The sequence below is a fragment of the Streptomyces sp. NL15-2K genome (genome assembly GCF_030551255.1).
GTDB lineage: Bacteria > Actinomycetota > Actinomycetes > Streptomycetales > Streptomycetaceae > Streptomyces.
Window position 1 is genome coordinate 12110831 of the sequence record NZ_CP130630.1, and the last position, 19498, is coordinate 12130328.

Below are 19498 nucleotides of genomic sequence, written 5' to 3' on the forward strand. Positions count from 1 at the left end.
GTACACCCGAGCGGGGCCGACCCGATGCCCCGGTAGCGACAACCGCGCCCAGCCTCTCCTTCCACCTCATTCCTTTCCACCCGTGCGACGCGCCCTCGCCAGGCGTGCCGTCCCAACGCCCATCGGCGGGAGCTCACCATGCCCGGATCCTTCGCCCACTCGTCCTCCATGAGCCGTCGGCTCTTCCTCACCGCGACCGGAGCGGTGTCGCTCTCAGCCGCGCTGTCCGCCTGCGGTGGCAGCGACTCCGGCGGCTCGTCCGCCGCCACCAAGCCGGTCAGCCAGGCCGACATCGACAAAGCGATGAAGACGCCCACCCAGCTGACCTTCTGGACCTGGGCCCCGGACATCGCGCAGGAGGTCGCGCTCTTCGAGAAGAAGTACCCGGCCGTCAAGGTCAAGGTCGTCAACGCCGGCCAGGGAGTGGCCCACTACACCAAGCTGCGCACCGCGCTCAAGGCCGGCACCGGCGCCCCCGACCTGGCACAGATCGAGTACCAGGCGGTACCGACCTTCACGATCACCGACAGCCTGCTGGACCTGAGCCCGTACGGCGCGGCTGCGCTGAAGGACCAGTTCGTCGACTGGACGTGGGGGCAGGTCAGCGGCCCCGACGGCCAGATATGGGCGATCCCGCAGGACACCGGCCCGATGGGCATGCTCTACCGCAAGGACATCTTCGACAAGCACGGCATCCAAGTGCCCAGGACCTGGGACGAGTTCGCGGCGGCGGCACGCAAGCTCCACCAGGCCGACCCGGACGTCTACCTGACCAACCTGGCGGCGAACGAGCCGGCCGCCTGGCACGGCCTGATGTGGCAGGCGGGCGCCAAGCCGTACGCGACCTCCGGCAAGAGCACCCTGTCGATCGGCGTCGACGACGCCACCTCCAAGAAGCTCGCCGACTTCTGGGGCGGGCTCGCGAAGGAGGGCGTCATCAGCACCGACCCCGACTTCACCGACGCCTGGTACGCCGGATTCAACAAGGCCAAGTACGCCACCTGGCTCACCGCCGCCTGGGGCCCCGCCTTCCTCTCCGGGTCGGCCAAGGCGACCTCCGGCAAGTGGCGGGCGGCGCCACTGCCTCAGTGGGACGCGTCCAAGCCGAGCTCCGGCAACTGGGGCGGCTCCACGACCGCGGTCGTGAAGTCCACCAAGAATCCGATCGCGGCGGCGTTGTTCGCCCAGTTCCTCAACAGCGACCCCGAGAGCGCGAAGATGTTCGCCACCAAGCAGCTCTTCTTCCCGGCGACCAAGGCCCTGCTCGCGGACGCGAGTTTCACCGGCGACGCGCCCGCCTTCTACGGCGGCCAGAAGGTCAACCAGATCTTCGCCGACATCAGCGGCACGGTCTCGCCGTCCTTCCAGTGGCCGCCTTTCCTCGACCAGGTCGCCACGGACTGGACCGAGACCGTCGGCAAGTCCCTCGCCGACAAGGCGGACACCGCCGCGGCACTCGGCGCGTGGCAGTCGCGGATCACCACGTACGCCAAGAACCAGGGCTTCACCGTCAAGGGGGCGTGAGATGACCTCCCCCCAGTTCTCGACCGCGCTCGAACAGGGGGTACCCCCACCCACCGCGGCCGCCACCAAGGAATCGCGCAGGGCGGGACCGCCCCGCCGTCGCCCCGCCGGCCGCCCCCAACACCGGGCGGCGGGCCCCCTGTTCGTCGCACCGTTCCTGGTGCTGTTCCTGCTGCTCTTCCTCGCCCCGCTCGGCTACGCCGCCTACCTCAGCCTCTTCCAGGAACGCCTCGTCGGCGGCACGGTCTTCGTCGGAGTGGACAACTACCTCACCGCTCTCAAGGACCCGCTCCTTCGCCACGGAGTCGGCCGGGTCGCGCTGTTCTTCGTGATCCAGGTCCCCGTCATGCTGCTGCTGGCGCTGCTGTTCGCCCTCGCGCTGGACAGCGGTCTGCTGCGGCTGGCCCGCGTGATCCGGCTGGGCATCTTCGTGCCGTACGCGGTCCCGAGCGTGGTCGCCACGCTGATGTGGGGCTACCTGTACGGACCGGACTTCGGGCCCTTCGCCCAGCTGAGCCGGAAACTGGATCTGCCGGCCCCGCAGTTCCTCACCGACAGCTGGATGCTCGGCAGCCTCGCGAACATCGTGACCTGGGAGTTCGTGGGCTACAACATGATCATTCTGAACGCGGCCCTGCGCACCGTTCCCCACGATCTGTACGAGGCGGCAGCGATGGACGGGGCGGGCGCCTGGCGGATCGCGTGGTCCATCAAACTGCCCGCGCTGAAGCCGGCGCTCCTGCTGACCCTGCTGTTCTCCGTGATCGGCAGCTTCCAGCTGTCCAACGAACCGAGCCTGCTGATGAAGATCGCCCCGGACGTCATCAGCAGTTCCTACACCGCCAACCTCTACGGCTACTCCCTCGCCTTCACCGGCCAGCAGGTCAACTACGCGGCCACGGTCTCGTTCCTGCTGGGCCTGGTCATCGTGATCGCCTCCTACGCCGTCCTGCTCACCGCGAACCGCAGGAGGACGCCATGACCACGACCACCCCTGCGGCCACGGTCGCCCCGCCCACGGACCGTCCCCCCACCGCGCGTCGAGGAGCGCGCGCACCGTCGGCCCGGCGCCGCCGCAGCACCCCGCTGACGATCGCCATGCTGGCCGCCCTCGCCTACTTCCTCCTGCCGCTGTTCTGGCTGCTCGTCGCCTCCACCAAGAGCACCCAGGACCTCTTCAACACCTTCGGCCTGTGGTTCTCCCGCGCCCCGCAACTGCTGACGAACATCCGGGCGACCTTCACCCAGGACGACGGGGTCTTCGCGCACTGGCTGCTCAACACGGCCGTGTACGCGGGCGTCAGCGCGCTGGGCGCCGCACTGCTCGCGGCCGCCGCCGGTTACGGCTTCGCCAAATTCCGGTTCCGCGGCGACCGCGCCGCCTTCAACCTCGTACTCGGCGCCGTCATGGTCCCGGCCACGGCCCTGGCGATCCCGACGTACCTGTTGTTCGCCAAGGTCGGCCTGGTCAACACGCCCTGGGCGATCATCCTGCCGTCCCTCGTGAACCCCTTCGGTCTCTACCTGATGCGCGTCTACGCCGAGGACGCCGTACCGGACAGCCTCCTGGAGGCCGCCCGCATCGACGGGGCGGGCGAGGTACGGATCTTCTTCCGGATCGCCCTCAGACTGCTGGCCCCGGGCCTGGTGACCGTCCTGCTCTTCACACTCGTGGCGACCTGGAACAACTACTTCCTGCCGCTGATCATGCTCAACGACCCGAAGCTGTACCCCATCACGGTCGGGCTGTCCTCCTGGGCCGCCCAGGCCCAGAACGGCGGGGGGGGGGTGCCCCTATCTGTTTCGTCAACCCCGGGGGGTCGGCTTGTAGGGGTTGATCGTGGTTTTCGGGAACGTCCCGCGAAGCGGGATGTTCCTGGCGGATCGGGTGGCTGATGGGCATCCCGGTGGCCGGCAGGGCCGGAGTGGCCGTGCCGGTGCGCGGGCGTGATGGGGCTTGGAGGGTAGGGGCGGTGGAGTCGTCAGGCGGCGAGGTCGACGTCGTTCGGGGTGCGTGCTTCGTAGAGGGCCCCGGTGCGGATCATGGCGTGGATGACGTTCACGCGCTGGCGGGCCAGGCGGAGGATCGCCTGGGTGTGGGTCTTGCCGCGTGCGCGTTGCCGGTCGTAGTAGATCCGGGAGGACGGGTCGGCTTTGCAGCCGATCGCGGCGAACGCGGCCTGGAACAGGGCGCGTTTGAGGAGCCGGTTGCCGCGGTGGGGTGCGTGCTCGCCGCGGATGGAGGTGCCCGAGGACTTCGTGGCGGGGGCGAGTCCGGCGTAGGAGGCGAGGTGTCCGGCGGTGGGGAAGCCGGTGCCGTCGCCGATCGCGACGATCACGGCCGCTGTGGTCCTGACGCCCAGGCCGGGCAGGGAGGTCAGGAGGTGGAAAAGAGGGAGGGCCTCCAGCAGGGCGGCGATCTCCTGCTCGGCCTGGCGGCGCTGGGTGTGGGCGGCGGCGAGCTGGGCGGCGAGTCCCGGCACGATCAGCGCGGATGCCTCGGTGCCCGGCACGACAAGGGTCTGCTCGGCGAGCGCGTCGAAGATCTCTGCGGTCAGGTGGTGGGCCTTGCGCGAACCGTGCACCTTGAGCAGGGCCTCGCAGCGGGCCCGGCCCAGTTTCCTCAGTCTCGCCGGGGAGCCGTGCCGTTGGAGGAGCGCCTGGATATAGGGGTAGGCCAGGCGCGGGCCGAGCACACGCTCGAGAGAGGGGTGGATCTGAGAGAGCAGGCCGCGCAGCCGGTTGGTGGCGCGGTTGACCTCGCCGGCCAGGTCGTTGTCGTAGCCGGTGAGCATGGTCAGCTCGGCCAGCACCTCGTCGTCGCGGTCCACCGCGCGCAGGGTGTGCGGCATGGTGCGGGCGGTCTCGGCGATCACGAACGCGTCGCGGGCGTCGGTCTTGGCCTCGCCCGGGTGCAGGTCGGCGGCCCGCCGCATCGACAGCCCGGGCAGGTAGGCCACCCGGCAGCCGGCCGCGCGGGCCACCGTCAGCGGCAGCGCGCCGATGTTGGCGACCTGGTCCACGATCACCAGGACAGTGCCGAACTTCGCCACCAGCCTGGTGAACAGCTCCAGCAGTTTCGGCTCGGTGTTGGGCAGCCGCTTGTCGTGCACGGTTCTGCCGTCTTCGGTCCGGCCGTGGGCGTGGTGGAACTCCTTGCCCAGGTCCAGGCCGAGGAAAAGATCTATCGCGGTCGTGTCGACCATGTACGCGTGCCCCTCGCCACTCGTCTCCTCAACTCCCGGCCGTCCCTGCGGCACCACACGCCGGCAACCACGTTACGCAGACATGCCACCAGTGAAACGGCCCGGCATTGCGCCGGACCAGGCGGTCGTCAGGCCCCTCATCAGCGGTCAAGCGGTGCCCCGAAGCCCGGCGGCAACACCCCCCAGGTCATCCGTACGACAGGGGGCACACAGCCATACCGGACCCGGGGGCCAGGCGCCCCATTGCGGGGCCACGAAAAAGGTAACGGGGGGGGCGCCAGCACCGACCTGTTCGCGCTCGTCGTGACCGGATCCCTGATCTCGATCCTCCCGCTCGTCGCGGCCTTCCTGCTGCTCCAGCGCTACTGGCAGAGCGGACTGGCCACCGGCAGCGTCAAGCAGTAGCCCCCTCACCCCCTTCTCCTCGGAGGTTCCCCACATGGCGGATCTGCCCGTCCGCGTCCTCTTCGGCGCCGCGTACTACCACGAGTACACGCCCGCGTACGACCCCGAACTGCGGCCCGACGAGCGGCTCAAGACCGACCTGGACCTGATGGCCGCGGCGAACTTCAGCGTGATCCGGGTGGGGGAGTCGGTCTGGTCGACCTGGGAGCCGGAGAACGGGAAGTTCGACCTCGACTGGCTCCAGCCGGTCCTCGACGGCGCCCACGAGCGCGGCATCTCCGTCATCGTCGGCACCCCGACGTACGCGGTGCCGCCGTGGCTGGCCCGCCAGTACCCGGAGATCACCGGCGAGTACGCCACCGGGCGGCGGCTCGGCTGGGGCGGCCGCCAGGAGGCCGACTTCACCCACCCCGCCTTCCGATTCCACGCCGAACGGGTCATCCGCAAGATGGTCGCCAGGTACGCCGACCACCCGGCGGTCATCGGCTGGCAGGTGGACAACGAACCGGGTCTGCACCTCCTCCACAACCGTGGCGTCTTCGAGCGCTTCGTCGACCACCTGCGCGAGAAGTACGGCGACGTCGAGACCCTCAACCGCGAGTGGGGCCTGGTCTACTGGTCGCACCGCCTGACCACGTGGGCGGACCTGTGGACGCCGGACGGCAACGTCCAGCCCCAGTACGACGTCGCCTGGCGGGAGTTCCAGGCCCGCCAGGTCATGGAACTCATCGGCTGGCAGGCCGACCTCGTCCGCGAGTACGCCCGCCCCGGTCAGTTCGTCACCACCTGTATCTCCTACACCCGGCAGGGCGTGGCGGACGACGAGTTGTCCTCCCCCCTCGACATCGCCTCCGGCAACCCCTACTACGACATGCAGGACGGTCTGCTGCTGCCCGACCCCACGCCCGACGACCACGAGCAGATCTGGAAGACCACCGGCGTCTGGTCGATGTACCAGACCGCGGACTGGATGTTCTCCTCCCGCCAGGAACCCTTCCTGGTCACCGAGACCAACGCGGCCTCCATCGGCTTCCCCTGGGACAACCGCCCCGCCTACGACGGCCAGTGGCGGCAAGCCGCCTGGGCGCATGTCGCGCGGGGCGCGCGGATGGTCGAGTACTGGCAGTGGCAGACCCTGCGCTTCGGCGCGGAGACCTACTGGGGAGGTGTCCTGCCGCACAGCGGACAGCCGGGCCGTGCCTATGCCGAACTGGCCCGCCTGGGCGCCGAGTTCGACAAGGCGGGCCCGCTCGTCGCGGGGATCGAGCCGGATGCCGACATCACCATGGTCTACTCGACGCCCAGCAAGTGGCTCATGCAGAAGTACCCGCCGCTCGCCACCGCCGACGGCGAACCGGATCCCGCCGCCTACCACCGCATCCTCGACCCGTTCTACCGCGGCGCCTTCGACGCCGGCCGCCAGGTGCGCATCGTGCACGCCCGGCAGTTGCACGACCCGCGCGGTGAGCGGCAGGGGCTTACGCCCGAGGAGGCCGTGCGCCGGCACCCGGTCCTCGTCGTCCCCGGCCTGTACCTCGCCCACGACGAGACGGTCGACTGGCTCGCCGCCTACGCCCACGCCGGCGGCCACCTGCTCCTCGGCCCGCGCACCGCCTACGCCGACCACGAGGCACGGGCCCGGCACGAACGGGCACCCGGGCGCCTCGCCGAGGCCGCCGGCGTCCACTACGACGAGTTCAGCAACCTCGCAGGCGCCGTACCGGTCCGCCCCGCGGCCGACGGCCCGTTGCGGTTGCCGGACGACGCGGCGGCGACGCACTGGGTGGACGGTCTCACCGTCACCGACGCCGACGTCCTCGCGGGCTACGAGCACCCGCACTTCGGCCGCTGGCCGGCGATCACCACCCGTCGCCACGGCGCGGGCCGCGTCACGTACGTGGGCACCCTGCCCGACCGAGCCCTCGCCCGCGCCCTGGCCGCATGGCTGGCCCCCGCCGCCCGCCACGGCTGGGGAGACCTCCCGGCGTCCGTGACCGCGACGACCGGCACCTCCTCCGACGGGCGCCGCGTCCACGTGGTCCACAACTGGAGCTGGGAGCCCACCCGGGTCGAGGCCCCCGCGGCGCTGACCGACGTCCTGGGCGGCGCCGAGGTTCCCGCCGGTACGGAGGTGGAGCTGGGCGCATGGGACGTACGTGTGTTCGCCACGGCGGCGGACGCTCGGGAGGACGACCGATGAAGCGAGCCGCAGGGCCGTACGGCGACGGCTTCGGCAGTTCCGGAGCGACGGTGAGAGACCGGGGCGCGCGTCGACAGCCAAATGCTGGACATGCCACCGCAATTGGAGGAGTCATGCACGGAAGAAGGCCGACGAAGGCACTGGGAACCTTCATCGCGGCAGGCGCGATGCTGGTGATACCCATGGCCAGTGCGCAGGCGTACAACCCGACGGGCGGGATCATGTACCAGCTCGGAAACGAGCCGTGCCTGAAGGGACGGGGCAACTGCGCGGTCTACCCGAAGTCGGCGCAGCTGCCGAGCGGGCGTCTCGTCGCCTCGTTCGAGAAGGCCACGGTCGTACCGGAGACGGGCAGCGCCGACGGCGAGACGCTCCCGGTGTACAAGAGCGACGACCACGGAACGTCGTGGCAGCCGTTGTCGGAGGTCAAGGCCCCGGCGTACCTCTCCAGCGACCCGAAGTACGCCAAGTACACGAGCAACTGGACGAACCCGTACCTCTACGTGATGCCGCAGACGGTCGGGAACCTCAAGGCGGGCACGCTGCTCCTCGCGAGTGTCGTGTCGGGCGACGACCACTACTACCGTGAGCACAAGGCGGCCGACCCGAACTGGACGCCGTCCAACGACGGAGACCGCAGCGACCTGGCGATCGCCCTGTACTCGAGCACCGACGACGGCGCGTCGTGGAAGGTCGTCAACGTCATCGCCACCGGTGGCTGGCAGGGCGGCAGCGCGGGCGCGGTCGGCAAGAACGTCGCCGCCGCGAACACGCACCAGCAGGTGGATCCCCTCTGGGAGCCGTACCTGATGGTCCACAACGGCCGGCTGGTCTGTTACTACTCGGACGAGAACGACTACATCGGCTTCAATCCGGTCACCGGCGTCCCGACCCTGGATCCCGCGAACGACACCGCTCCGGACTCGCACGGCCAGATCCTCGTCCACAAGACCTGGAACGGGCGCGGCGCGCAGTGGAGCGCTCCCGTCGTCGACGTCGCGGGCCTGACCCAGAACATGGGAGGCGGCAAGACGGAGATCGGAGGCGGCCGGCCGGGCATGACGAACGTCGTCCCGACGACGGACGGGAAGTGGCTCCTCACCTTCGAGTACTGGGGCGGCGGAACCAACACCAAGTACCTGCTCGCCGACGCCCCGCTGAAGTTCTACCGCGGCTCCCCGACCGGCGAGGCCGTCACCTCACTGCCGGTCGACGCCGGTTCCCGTCCGCTCGCGGTCAACGGCAGTCCGGTCGTCATCCGGCTTCCCGACGGGCGCCTGGTGTACAACGCCGCCGGCAGCGGCAACGTCTGGGTCAACGAGAGCGGACGCAGCGACGGGGCGTGGAAGGAGTACCAGACGACCTCACGGGCGGGATACAGCCGCAACCTGCAGTACGTCCGGGGCACCGGCCGCATCGCGATCCTCAACAACCAGGACACGTCGACGATCGCCTACGCCGAGGTCGATCTCGGCCACTCGGACGGCGCCTACTACCAGCTCGTGAACCGCAAGACCGGTCAGGTCATCGGCACCGGGGGCAAGACCAACGACGCGAACATCGGCAACGGAGACGTTCCCGACGTCCGCCTAGAGAACGCCGGTTCGACGGCGAACAAGGACACCCAGTTCTGGCACGTGGTGACCGAACCACAGGGCGGCACGACCCTGCTGAACAAGTCGGGCGGCCGCGCGGCCGCCATCTGGACGGGGAATGCGACGGTCGGCCAGCGGATCGGCCAGTGGGTCGACAACAGCGCCACGGGCAGCTGGAACGTCATCAGGACCGCCGACGGCTACTACAAGTTCCAGGCGCTCAAGAACCCGGACGTGTACCTGACCGGTGCATCCGCCGGGGCGCCGCTGACCTTGCAGAACGCGGTCGCGGACGGCTCGCAGGAGTGGCGGCTCGTCCAGCGGGCTCCGACCTCCGTGGACCTGACGCGGGACAGGCGTTGAAGCATCTGACCGCGAGCAGCGTCGGAACGAAGGCCATCCTGTCGCTGAACGCCGCCGCGTCGGATCCCGCGGGCACGGCCACGCACGTGAACAAGACCGGCCAGGTCTACGTGGTGTTCGACGACACGCCGCTGAAGTGGGACACGGCCAAGGTGCGGGGCACTGCCTCCGGACAATGATCCGGGCGCTGATCCGCCCACGCGAACAGCTCGAACACCTCCGTCGCAAAGTCCTGCGCACCCCACCGCACTCGGCCAACTCCCCGCCCCGCACATTCGGTGCGGGGAGACCGATGACTTTTCGTGCGCCCGGTCGTCTACCGATGCGACAGCCGACCATGAGCGAGACGAGGCGACGAGACATGAGCACTGAGCAGACCACCGCGGCCAACGGCTTCTCCTACACGCTGACCCGAACACTGGACGCCCCTGCGGCCAAGGTGTGGCGGGCGTGGACCACCCCCGAGCAGTATGCGCAGTGGGCTTACGCCGCTGCCGGCTCCGTCGAGATGGACGTACGGCCTGGCGGAGCGTGGAAGGCCACGATGGTCACACCCGACGGGGGCCAGTTCCCGCTGACCGGCTCTTACCTCGAGGTCGCCGAGAACCGCCTCCTCGTGGTCGGCATGGACGTGCCCGGCAAGCCCGTGCCCGCAGCCATGACCATGGAACTCGACGAGCAGGACGACCACCACGTGCGGATCGTGCTCCGCCAGACCTGCGACACCGCCGAGGAACGCGACATGGCCGAACAGGGCAGCACCATGCTCCTCGACAGCCTGAGCGCCTTCCTGGCCGAAGAGACGAAAGACTGAACGCCGCGCCCTCTTTTCCGCCCCTGCCTCCGCCTCCGTGTCAGAAATATAAAACGCAACAAGACGAATGTGCGTTTCTATTTTTCGCGAATTCGGGCATGGAAGGTCCGCGCCACGGATACCCGTGCGGAATGGTACGGACACTGAAACGGCATGGAAGGCACGGCGCAGCCGGCCAGAAGGCCGAGCCCGTGCGGGCACCGGAGGCACCGGAGGCGGGGCCGGATGAGCAGGTGGAGCGGCAGGCGCCGGACACTCCGACGGATCTGCCCCGGCGCTCCTGGGGGGCGGTGCTGAAAGGCACCCTCAGGGAGTTCAAGAAGGATGAGCTGACCGACCGGGCCGCGGCGCTGACCTACTACGGGATCCTGGCGCTGTTCCCGGCACTGCTCGCGCTGATCTCGCTGCTCGGGGTCGTCGGCCGGTCCGCGACGCAGGAGGTACTGGACAACATCCAGAATCTTGCCCCGGGCGCGGCGCGGGACGTCCTGAACAACGCGGTGCGGGAGTTGCAGGGCAACGCCGGGATCGGCTCGGTGATGGCGATCGTGGGCCTGGTGCTCGCGGTGTGGTCGGCGTCCGGCTATGTCGCCGCGTTCATCAGGAGTGCGAACGCGGTCTACGACGTCCCCGAGGGCCGTCCGGTGTGGAAGGTGCTGCCGGTGCGGGTCGGGGTGACCGTGGCGTTGATGATCATGGCCGTGGTCAGCGCGCTGATCGTCGTGTTCACCGGCGGCCTGGCACGGGAGGTGGGTACCGCGCTGGGCGTCGGTGACACAGCACTGACGGTGTGGTCGATCGCGAAGTGGCCGGTGCTGGTGCTCCTGGTCACGATCATGATCGCGGTCCTGTACTGGGCGACGCCCAACGCGCGGGTCCGCGGCTTCCGCTGGATCACGCCGGGCAGTTTCCTGGCGCTGGTGATCTGGATGATCGCCTCGGCCGGGTTCGCGATCTATGTGGCGAACTTCGCCTCGTACAACAAGACCTACGGCACGCTCGCCGGTGTGATCATTTTCCTGGTGTGGCTGTGGATCACCAATCTGGCGATCCTGCTCGGCTTGGAGTTCGATGCGGAGCTGGCTCGCCAGCGCGCTGTAGCAGGCGGTCACCCGGCTGAGAAGGAGCCGTATGTGCAGCCCCGCGACACGCGGAAGTGGGACGAGGAGGACCGCCGCCGTCTTGAATCCTGAGGTGGCGTCTCACCGACCGGCGGGGGCCCGGTGGGAAGTCGGCTCATCAAGGGCTCGGTGGCGGATCCGCGCGGCGGGGATCGTACGCCGGCCAGGGGGTCGTTCGCCTGAAGGCCGCCCTGGGTACGGCGGGCCACGCCCGGCGGCGCAGCAGGCGGCCGAGCACGGCAAAATCTGGTGGGCCGCGGCCGGGGCAGTCGCCGCCGCTTGGGTGGCGGCGGCCACGGCGACAGGCGCAGGCGTCGTCGAACGCGGCCCTCGGCTCCCGATCCGCGGGGCCCGCGCCCGGGCTCGCGAACATCTCCGGGCCCTGTCGGGGGCCGCCGCCGAGGTGGGGGATGCCGCGATCACGACATCGGCGGACCACACCCGCTCGACGGCCGCGGTGACGTCCGGGTCGCTCCCGCCGAGCAGGCCGGCCCCGAGCGCGGTGACTTCGAGGACCTCGCAGTCGAGTCCGAGGCCCGCCGCGAGGCGTTCGGCGGCATCGCGGGAGCGCGAGCCCGGTCCTCGCCGAGCTCGGCGAGGAGCGAGCCGACGAGACGTCCGGGACTTGCGTCCGCGGCGACGATCTCGCGCAGCTCACCCAGGCGGAACGACTGCGGCAGCGTCGAAGGTCGTAGTCGGCGTTGCGCGAAAGGTAGGTGGCGACGGCCTCCTCGTCCAGAACTCGTGCACCGCGTCGCGGCGTGCCCGCGGCCTCGGCGCGATCTCGTTCGATGTCGTCGCCGATCTCCGGGCGGTCGACGGCGTACGTGCCCGTCGCCGTCGGCGTGGGCTCCTCGGCGGGGGAGTCCGGCTTGTCCGTGGCCCACATGCCGCTCGGGAGTGGCCAAACCTGCCCAGTTGATCTGCCCGCACGTTGCGTTCCGCCCCCTGTGCGCCGTCACTGTGGACGCGCCGTCTAGTGCCCCGGCAGGCAACGTTTGCCCGTTAAGGAGCGGCGTCCGGTGCGTGCTCTCGGCGTGCCGGCCGAAAGCCCTCGTACTGGACGTACTTGGGCTTTCGGCCGGTGCGGCGAGTGGGGGCACCTCCCACGCCTTTAAGGCAGTGGGGGAGCGTGCCGGGCGTCGCGACGGGGCGAACGTTGCCTGTCGGGGCACTAGGGTGCGGGCATGACCTCGCAGACCTACCTTTCTCAACTGTTCTCGCTGGACGGCCGGGTTGCTGTGGTGACTGGCGGAAGTTCCGGGATCGGCCGCGCCATTGCCGGGGCTCTCGCGCGAGCGGGCGCGGGCGTTGTGGTGGTGGCGCGCAGGGAGGAGGAACTGGCCGCCACGGTCGATGAGTTGTCGGCGGATGGCTGCCGGGCGGCCTGGGTGAGCGCCGACCTGCGCACCCGCGACGGGGTGCGTGCGGCGGCGGAGGAAGCGGCCGGGGTGTTCGGGGAACCCGACATCCTCGTGAACAGCGCCGGAGTCAACCTGCGGCCGCCGATGGGCGAGGTGGGCGAGGAAGTGTGGGACACCACGATGGCGGTGAACCTGGATGCGCCCTATCTACTGGGCCAGCGGTTCGGGCCCGGCATGGCCGCGCGGGGCTTCGGGCGGATCATCCACATCACCTCCCAGCAGGCGCATCGGGCGTTCGTCCAGAGCGGTGCCTACGGGGTCTCCAAGGGTGCGTTGGAATCGCTGGCTCGCTCACAGGCTGAGGCGTGGTCGCCGCATGGCGTCACCTGCAACACGCTGGTGCCGGGCTTTGTGATGACGCCGCTCAACGCGCGGTTGTCCTCCGACCCGGAGAAGGTGGCGGCGCTGGCTGCGCGCACGATGGTCGGGCGCAACGGGCTGGCCGAGGACTTTGCGGGTGCGGTGGTGTTCCTGGCCAGCCGCGCCTCCGCCTACGTCACCGGGCAGGCGATCTTCGTCGACGGCGGGTTTTCCGTTCACTAGCCCAACACCGCCTGAAAACCGAGCCGGTGGCGAACGCGAGCAGGGCCGGGGGAATTCTCGGGGCACTGGCATCGGCTGCGAGGCCGGCTGTCAGGGGCTGGCTTGTGGTGTGGGTCAGGGGTGCCGGTCGGGCGGCTGTCGGCGAGGTCTCCAATGGGCCGCGAGCGTTCCCACGCGGTACCAGCGGGGGTGGCGAGGGATTCCGGGCGGAGGCGTCCGTGGTGTCTGCCGCTGACCGAGCGGGTGCTGCTGGTGCCTGCCCACTACCGCACGAACCTGACCATGCGGCAGCTCGCGCCGCAGTTCGGTGGCTCCCCGGCGACCGCCGCGACGGGCGGCAGCGCGACGACGGCCTGCCGCACGCGGTCCGGCGGGGGAGACGCAGGTCACATTCGTCCATGTCACAGGGCGTCGGGCTACCCCGTCTCAGGGGTGTAGCCACTGACGACCACAGAGGAGCACACCATGGACGCGCGACTGAACTTCTTCGCCAGCCCGACCGCCGGCAAGGTGCTCAAGCACTTCATGGCGGCGGGCAAGGCGCTCAAGGACTCGCCGCTGCCGACCGCGACGCAGGAGCTGGTGGCGCTTCGCGTGAGTCAGATCAACGGCTGCGCCGTCTGCATCGACATGCACACCAAGGAGGCCGCCGCTGCCGGCGATACCCCGGTACGGCTGAACCTGGTCGCGGCATGGCGGGAGGCCACGGTCTTCACCGAGGCCGAGCGTGCCGCGCTGGAGCTGGCGGAGCAGGGGACCCGGGTCGCGGATGCGGCCGGTGGCGTCAGCGACGACGTGTGGGCGAACGCCGCCAAGCACTACGACGAGGAGCAGCTCACCGCCCTGGTGGTCCTGGTCTCCTTCATGAACACGGCGAACCGGCTGAACATCATCACCCAGCAGCCGGCCGGCAACTATGAGCCCGGGCAGTTCCACTGAACGGCATCAGCAACTGGCCCGGGGCCCGACCGCGGGCTCCGGGCCGCCGGGATTCTGGGCGCTACTCCGGCCTGCCGGTGGTCCGGATGATCAGGGCCGTGGGTTCCCGAGCCGCTGCGCCTCGCCAGGCCGTCACTGTCGATGTCAGTCGGCCACGCCGCCGGCGAACGGCATCGTCTGCCATTGGTCGACGGCCGGCTTCAAATACTCCATCAACAGGGGAAGTTGAGGAACGAGCGTGAGGGAGGCGATGGCTCGCAGCATCCCCACGGCGTTCACGAAGCTCAGGACATCCTCGTTCAACGGCCTCATGCCGTTGCGCTGCGCGCCGCGGTTGTAGGCGGATTCGAGGGCGGGACCGAGAGCGGCCAGGTCCCACTCGACGGGGCCCAACGTGACGAGCTCGAAGTCGGCGTAGAGGTCCCCGTCCACCCCGGAGAAGATATTCGCGGGCGGGGAGTCGCCGTGGATGGGTTGGAGGCCGATCCCCGGGAACCTTTCCTCGAACGCCGTACGTGAGCGCACGATAGGTTCCAGGACCCGCAATTCGCGGCGTGCGCGGTCCAGATCGGTCGGCCCGATGAGGTCGGGGCGCTTTTCGAGCAGAGCAAGGCTGTCTGCGATGAACTGAGGTTCGGCCGCGGACAGAAACGACAGCCGGCCCGGGTATGCGCGCATCGCGGCGTGCAGGTCAGCTGTGATTTCGGAGTTCGCCACGTAGTCGGGCTCTTTGTCTCGGTCTTCCTCGACGAACTGCCAGAACGTCATCGAGAACCCGCCGCGCTGAACGGGTTCCCTCGGCACGAGCGGGCTGGGAGGGATCACAGGGGTTCCCTGGTCTGCGAGCCACCGTGCCACGTCCAGTTCCGCCTGCTGGCGGGATCCCTGGAAATCGAGGCTCACGTGGTGCGGCAGGACGGTGGGAATCCGGGCCACGACCGGTGAGGGCGCGAGGTGGACAACGACGGAGAACAGTTCATGGAGCACCCGGGCATCCGTGACGGTGAGTCCGAGGTCGCGCCCTGCTCCGACAGCCGCGTCGACTGCGGCGGAGGTGCGGCGGGCGATGTCCTGGGGTGTCACTAACTCAGTCATGACTCGATCGTCGCATGCTCGCAGAATGCCCACACATCGTCGTACCCGGCATGTCTGGACCGCTTACCACGGTGAGATGGGCGAGCAGTTGCATTCGTGTTTTGTATCTCGGATGTGGGGCTGACCGCTGCGCTGCGGAACTCTGGACGCGCCGCTGGTTTTCCTGGCGGACTCGTTCGACCTGGTCGTGATGGCACTGGTCTACCACCACGTTGACGCGCGCGGACAACTGCTCGCCGAGATCCAGCGCGTCCTGCGGCCGGGCGGCATCCTGCCCTCGCACTTTCGCCTGTCCGGTGAGGTTGGCTCGGCGACGTCCTTCATTCGGGCAGCCACCCAAGGCTGCCCAAAAACTCCATTGACCTCACTGCGCGCGCGGTTACAACGTGGGGGCTTGCGGATCTTGTGGCCCTGGCGTATCCGGCAGATCCCCCTGACCCCACACACGAATGGAGGGCCGCCCAGTGCGAACGATCGGCGCCCCTTACCCGGACGGACGCCGAGCGGCGGGGTTCACCGCACCCGGCAAGCCGTGAGGTGGCCGCGAGTCCGGGACGGCGCCGTCTGGGCGATACCCGTGGCGCTGGCCATCGACGCCATCGGCACCGGGCTCTATCTCCCGCTGTCCATGGTCTACTCCCTCACCGTCACCGACCTGTCGGAGACCGGCGTCGGTCTGCTGCTGACCGCCGCCACCGCCTGCTCGTTGCTGCTGCCGCTGCTCGTCGGGCGGATCGTCGACCGCATCGGGCCGCGGCAGGTGGTGATCGCGGGGTTGTTGTTGCAGGCCGCCGGGTTCTTCCTGTACCTGGGGGTGGCCGGTCCGGTGTCGCTGTTCCTCGCGGCGCTTGTCGAGGCGGTGGGGCTGCGGGTGTACTGGTCGTCGGTCTTCACGCTGATCGCCGAGCAGGCGGACGGGGAGGCCAGGGACCAGTGGTTCGCCCGGGCGGGCATGATCCGGGCGGCCGGCACCGGCGTCGGCACGGTGGTCGCGGGCGTGCTGTTCGCGCTCGCCTCGCAGCACGCCTATCGGGGAATGGTGCTGGCGGATGCGATCACCTTCGTCGTCGCAGCGGTGACCGTCGGGCTGTTCGTACGCGGTGCACGGCGGGCGGGTGGCGGGCCTGACGGTCAATCCTCGGACGGCGTACGGCATTTGCTGCGCAACCGGCCGTATCTGGGCCTGATCGGCGTGAACGTCCTGTTCAACATCTGCACGGTCTTCCTCGCCGTGGCGACACCGGTCTACGTGATCCGTGGGCTGCACGCGCCGGGCTGGGCGGTCGGCGCCTTCCTCACGATCACCACGGCGGTCGTGGCCACCTGTACGGCCGAGGTCACCCGTCGCTCCCGACGGCGCACTTCCCGGGGCGGCGCGATGGCTTGGGGCGGGCGGCTGTGGGCGGCCTGGTGCGTGGCCGCCGCCATGGCGGTGCTCCTGCCGCGGGGCCCGCTGCTGGTCGGCTACCTGGCGCTGGTGATGCTGCTGTGGGCTACGGCGGAGATGCTGCACGGGCCGGCCTCGAACGCCCTCTCCGCGGAGGCGGCGCCGGAGGGGGCGCGAGGGACCTATCTGGCTGCGTTCCAGTACTCGTTCGCGACGGCGGACATGGTGACGCCCGGCCTGTTCGGCGTCCTCTATGGCATGAGCCGGGTGCTGCCGTGGGTGGTCGTGGCCTGCCTGGCGCTGACGGCGAGCGTGGCGATCCGGCCTCTGGAGCGGCGCTTGACCGGCGGCAAAGCGGCGGAAGGCCCGTCGTGGGAGCCGTGGACAGGTGACGCGGTGCGGGAGGCGCCTGAGCGGCGGGGTGCGGGAGACGCCTGAGCGGCGGCTGACCGACACTGCGGACCGCGGGAGGAACGCGGTGCGGACGGAGGCCGGGGGTGTTTCAGCGCGGCGGCGTCGAACGCGGCATGAGACGAACCGGCCGCCGGCTCATCAGCATGGTCATGGGCCACTGGTGGATCTCCTGTCACGGCAGCACCAGGACCGGCTCGAACTGCGCGGAATCAAGGCGGCGCGTCGACGAGCCGCCTTCCACAGCCGATGTGTTGCTGTGTCACCGCTGTGCTACGGCGGTGTATTGACGCGAAGAAGGGCGTGACCTGCGGGCTCTGGGGAGCTTCATAGTCATCACAGAGCGGGGAGCCGGCGGAAACGCCGCCGGCTCCCCGCTACTCCCCACGTCGGAAGGAACCTCCCGTGATGAACCGCCACCTGCGCAAGGCCGCCGTCGCCACCGCCGCGATCACAGCCGGGCTGCTGATGACGGCGTGCCAGAACGGCACGAACGACAGCTCGTCCGGCAAGAGCGCGACGGGCGCGGCGGCGGTCGCAGAGCAGGCGTCGGACTCCCAGAACTCGAAGGGCGTCAGTGGCTCGTTCAAGAACGGCAAGGTCACCTATCTCGCCCCGGGCAAGTACATCGTGGCCGTACCGGGCAAGGGCGACCAGGAGTTCCTGGTCGCCGATGACACCGAGGTGTACGGCGTCGGCACCATATGCGGCGAGGCGGGATCCAAGGTGGACGCGCCGTGCACGCTGGACCAGCTGGAGGCGGCTACCAAGAAGGGCGCCGTGAGCGCCGACGTGGAGATGAAGAAGGGCATCGCGACCCTGGTGACCGAGCGGCGTGCCGCCCAGCAGGGCACTGACACCGGATCCGGCTCCTCCGGTTCGGGTGCCGGCTCCGGCTCGGACTCCGCCTCCGACGAGACCGTCATCGACGGCATCAACAAGGGCAAGGGTGTCAACGGAACCTGGTTCGGCAACGTCTCCTACCTGGCGCCGGGAAAGTACACCGTCTCCGACATGAAGGGCGTCGAGCAGCAGTTCCTCGTCGGTGAGGACACCGCGATCTGGGGCTATGGCGACATCTGCGGCGACACGAACACAGGTGAGGGCGGCCAGGGCGGCATCGAGTGCACCGAGGCCGAACTGGAGAAGGCCGCCAAGAAGGGCTTCACCGCCGAGGTAGTGATCAGCAACGGCGTTGCGACCACCATTCGCGACGACCACTGAGCCGCACCACCCCCGCGGCGTGCCCGCGGCGACCACCTACGGTGTGCGGGGCGACGCAGGGGACGGGCGAAAGAGACGGGCGGATCAAGAGACTGTGGCGGTCGGCGGGGTCCACCGGTGAGTGCGGGGCACCGCGCTGGAGATGCCGTAGTCCTTCTTGAGATGTTCGGGGATCGCATAGTGCATGACGCGTCCGCGGGTGAGGGAGGACAGCTCGAAGACGGTGGTGAGGTGGCCGAGGCGGTCCAGGGCCCAGGCGCCGAGCGGGGAGCGGTCCTCGATGGTCTCCAGGACGCCGAGGAGGTGGGGCACGGCCTTGACGACGGTGTCCCACGGGGTGCGGGGCACATGGAGCCAGTCGGCGCAGGTGTCGCCGATGAGGTAGCGGATGAGGGCGGAGACGATCGGGTCGCAGAGGGTGCCGGGCACCACCTCCTCGTAGAGGTCGATCAACTGCCGGGTCAGGTGCGTGCCCTCCTCGGAAGGTCCCATGTGCCGGACCATGTACAGGTCGAGGAACTGGCGGGCCTCGTCGAGGGACTTGGGGACGGGGCCCTGGTCGATGCCGAGCATGGCACCGACGACGCGCCAGGCGTAGTAGTAGGCTTCCGCGCCTTCCGTCGACATGTGGATGCCGAGGCGGTGCAGGCTGTCCAGCACGAGCAGGGAGAAGAACATCTGCCCGCCGATCATGTCCTCCTGGCAGATCGGCGTCCCGTGGGCCTCGGTGTCCCAGCGGTTCTCACGTTTGAGGTGGTGGCGGATGGAGGCGTGCAGGAGGCGGACCTTCTGGGCGGCGGGGATGAAGCGGCTGCCGGCCTCGAAGGCGTCGGGCTGCATCAGGTAGACGGTGAACTGGCCGGTCTCCGCCATCCGTTTGGAGGGGTACTTCAGCCCGTGGGAGGTCGACAGCAGTTTCGCCACGTGCGGGACGACGTAGCAGGCGGGCATCGAGGCGAAGGACAGCGCGGTGGAGATGTGCACGTTGTTGTCGATGAAGAACAGCCGGGCCTTCTCCATCTCCGACCAGTCCACCCAGGCCGGCGGGACGCGGGTGGCCTCGAGGTACTCGCGCGCGACGTCGGGCAGCCCGTCCGGCAGGGGAGCGCCGGCGGTGGAGACGTAGCGCATCAGGGTGTTGAACTTGGCCACCTCACCGCGTTCGAAGAGTGCGGTGACGGTGGCGTCGGCGAGTTCGTCACCGGCCTGCCGCAGGGCGTCCATCGATGCCTCGGTGTAAGTCATGG

The 19498-nt window shown here is 69.5% G+C and carries 15 protein-coding genes and 2 pseudogenes; 14 read left to right on the forward strand and 3 right to left on the reverse strand.

All coding sequences use genetic code 11. The features are described from left to right. Positions 1-138 precede the first annotated feature (138 nt). Genes Q4V64_RS53130 through Q4V64_RS53140 form a run of 3 tightly spaced genes read left to right on the forward strand, consistent with a single transcriptional unit; the run spans position 139 to position 3420 of the window. Positions 139-1524, forward strand: a complete 1386-nt coding sequence (locus tag Q4V64_RS53130; protein WP_124436473.1) for an extracellular solute-binding protein — start codon at positions 139-141, stop codon at positions 1522-1524. 1 nt (position 1525) lies between these two features. After that, positions 1526-2506 (forward strand): sugar ABC transporter permease, encoded by a 981-nt coding sequence (locus Q4V64_RS53135; protein ID WP_253266601.1) that lies wholly within the window; start codon positions 1526-1528, stop codon positions 2504-2506. Continuing rightward, on the forward strand, positions 2503-3420 hold the full coding sequence (locus Q4V64_RS53140) for a carbohydrate ABC transporter permease (RefSeq protein ID WP_303715269.1): 918 nt from the start codon (positions 2503-2505) through the stop codon (positions 3418-3420). Before Q4V64_RS53135 ends, Q4V64_RS53140 begins: the two co-directional genes overlap by 4 nt. Before the next feature lie 86 nt (positions 3421-3506). Here Q4V64_RS53140 and Q4V64_RS53145 read toward each other — a convergent pair whose 3' ends face one another. Next, complete coding sequence (locus tag Q4V64_RS53145; protein WP_124445779.1) at positions 3507-4730, reverse strand: IS110 family transposase; 1224 nt, start codon at positions 4728-4730, stop codon at positions 3507-3509. 267 nt (positions 4731-4997) lie between these two features. Here Q4V64_RS53145 and Q4V64_RS53150 point away from each other — a divergent pair. The 9 genes and pseudogenes from Q4V64_RS53150 to Q4V64_RS53190 form a co-directional block, all read left to right on the forward strand. Continuing rightward, positions 4998-5135: pseudogene (locus tag Q4V64_RS53150) on the forward strand (carbohydrate ABC transporter permease); the annotation flags it as partial. A 34-nt stretch (positions 5136-5169) separates the two neighbouring features. Then, positions 5170-7335: a beta-galactosidase gene (locus Q4V64_RS53155; RefSeq protein WP_124436468.1), complete on the forward strand. Its 2166-nt coding sequence runs from the start codon at positions 5170-5172 to the stop codon at positions 7333-7335. A gap of 113 nt (positions 7336-7448) precedes the next feature. Continuing rightward, entirely contained in the window at positions 7449-9293 is a 1845-nt protein-coding gene (locus Q4V64_RS53160; RefSeq protein WP_124436467.1) for an RICIN domain-containing protein, read from the forward strand. Beyond that, the gene (locus tag Q4V64_RS53165) at positions 9290-9472 is read left to right on the forward strand and encodes a hypothetical protein (protein WP_124436466.1); all 183 of its coding nucleotides are present in this window, start codon (positions 9290-9292) and stop codon (positions 9470-9472) included. The genes Q4V64_RS53160 and Q4V64_RS53165 overlap by 4 nt, the downstream gene beginning before the upstream one ends. Before the next feature lie 182 nt (positions 9473-9654). After that, complete coding sequence (locus Q4V64_RS53170; RefSeq protein ID WP_124436465.1) at positions 9655-10107, forward strand: SRPBCC domain-containing protein; 453 nt, start codon at positions 9655-9657, stop codon at positions 10105-10107. Positions 10108-10238: 131 nt separating this feature from the next. Then, positions 10239-11300 carry a YihY/virulence factor BrkB family protein gene (locus Q4V64_RS53175; RefSeq protein ID WP_124436464.1) on the forward strand — a complete coding sequence of 354 codons (1062 nt, stop codon included), beginning with the start codon at positions 10239-10241 and terminating at the stop codon, positions 11298-11300. Between the two features lie 1115 nt (positions 11301-12415). Further along, positions 12416-13195 (forward strand): SDR family oxidoreductase, encoded by a 780-nt coding sequence (locus Q4V64_RS53180; RefSeq protein WP_124436463.1) that lies wholly within the window; start codon positions 12416-12418, stop codon positions 13193-13195. Between the two features lie 213 nt (positions 13196-13408). Continuing rightward, positions 13409-13522 (forward strand): annotated as a pseudogene (locus Q4V64_RS53185) (transposase family protein); the annotation flags it as partial. Positions 13523-13660: 138 nt separating this feature from the next. Beyond that, positions 13661-14134: a carboxymuconolactone decarboxylase family protein gene (locus Q4V64_RS53190; protein ID WP_124436462.1), complete on the forward strand. Its 474-nt coding sequence runs from the start codon at positions 13661-13663 to the stop codon at positions 14132-14134. Between the two features lie 144 nt (positions 14135-14278). Here the strand turns inward: Q4V64_RS53190 and Q4V64_RS53195 are convergent, their stop codons facing one another. Beyond that, on the reverse strand, positions 14279-15229 hold the full coding sequence (locus tag Q4V64_RS53195; RefSeq protein ID WP_124436472.1) for a phosphotransferase: 951 nt from the start codon (positions 15227-15229) through the stop codon (positions 14279-14281). A 532-nt stretch (positions 15230-15761) separates the two neighbouring features. On the opposite strand from Q4V64_RS53195, the gene Q4V64_RS53200 reads away from it, so the two are divergent. After that, entirely contained in the window at positions 15762-17054 is a 1293-nt protein-coding gene (locus tag Q4V64_RS53200) for an MFS transporter (RefSeq protein WP_172628918.1), read from the forward strand. Positions 17055-17435: 381 nt separating this feature from the next. Next, positions 17436-18251, forward strand: coding sequence for a hypothetical protein (locus tag Q4V64_RS53205; protein ID WP_124436471.1), 816 nt, complete (start codon positions 17436-17438; stop codon positions 18249-18251). A gap of 84 nt (positions 18252-18335) precedes the next feature. On the opposite strand, the gene Q4V64_RS53210 is transcribed toward Q4V64_RS53205, so the two are convergent. Further along, on the reverse strand, positions 18336-19496 hold the full coding sequence (locus tag Q4V64_RS53210) for an oxygenase MpaB family protein (protein WP_124436460.1): 1161 nt from the start codon (positions 19494-19496) through the stop codon (positions 18336-18338). Positions 19497-19498 lie beyond the last annotated feature (2 nt).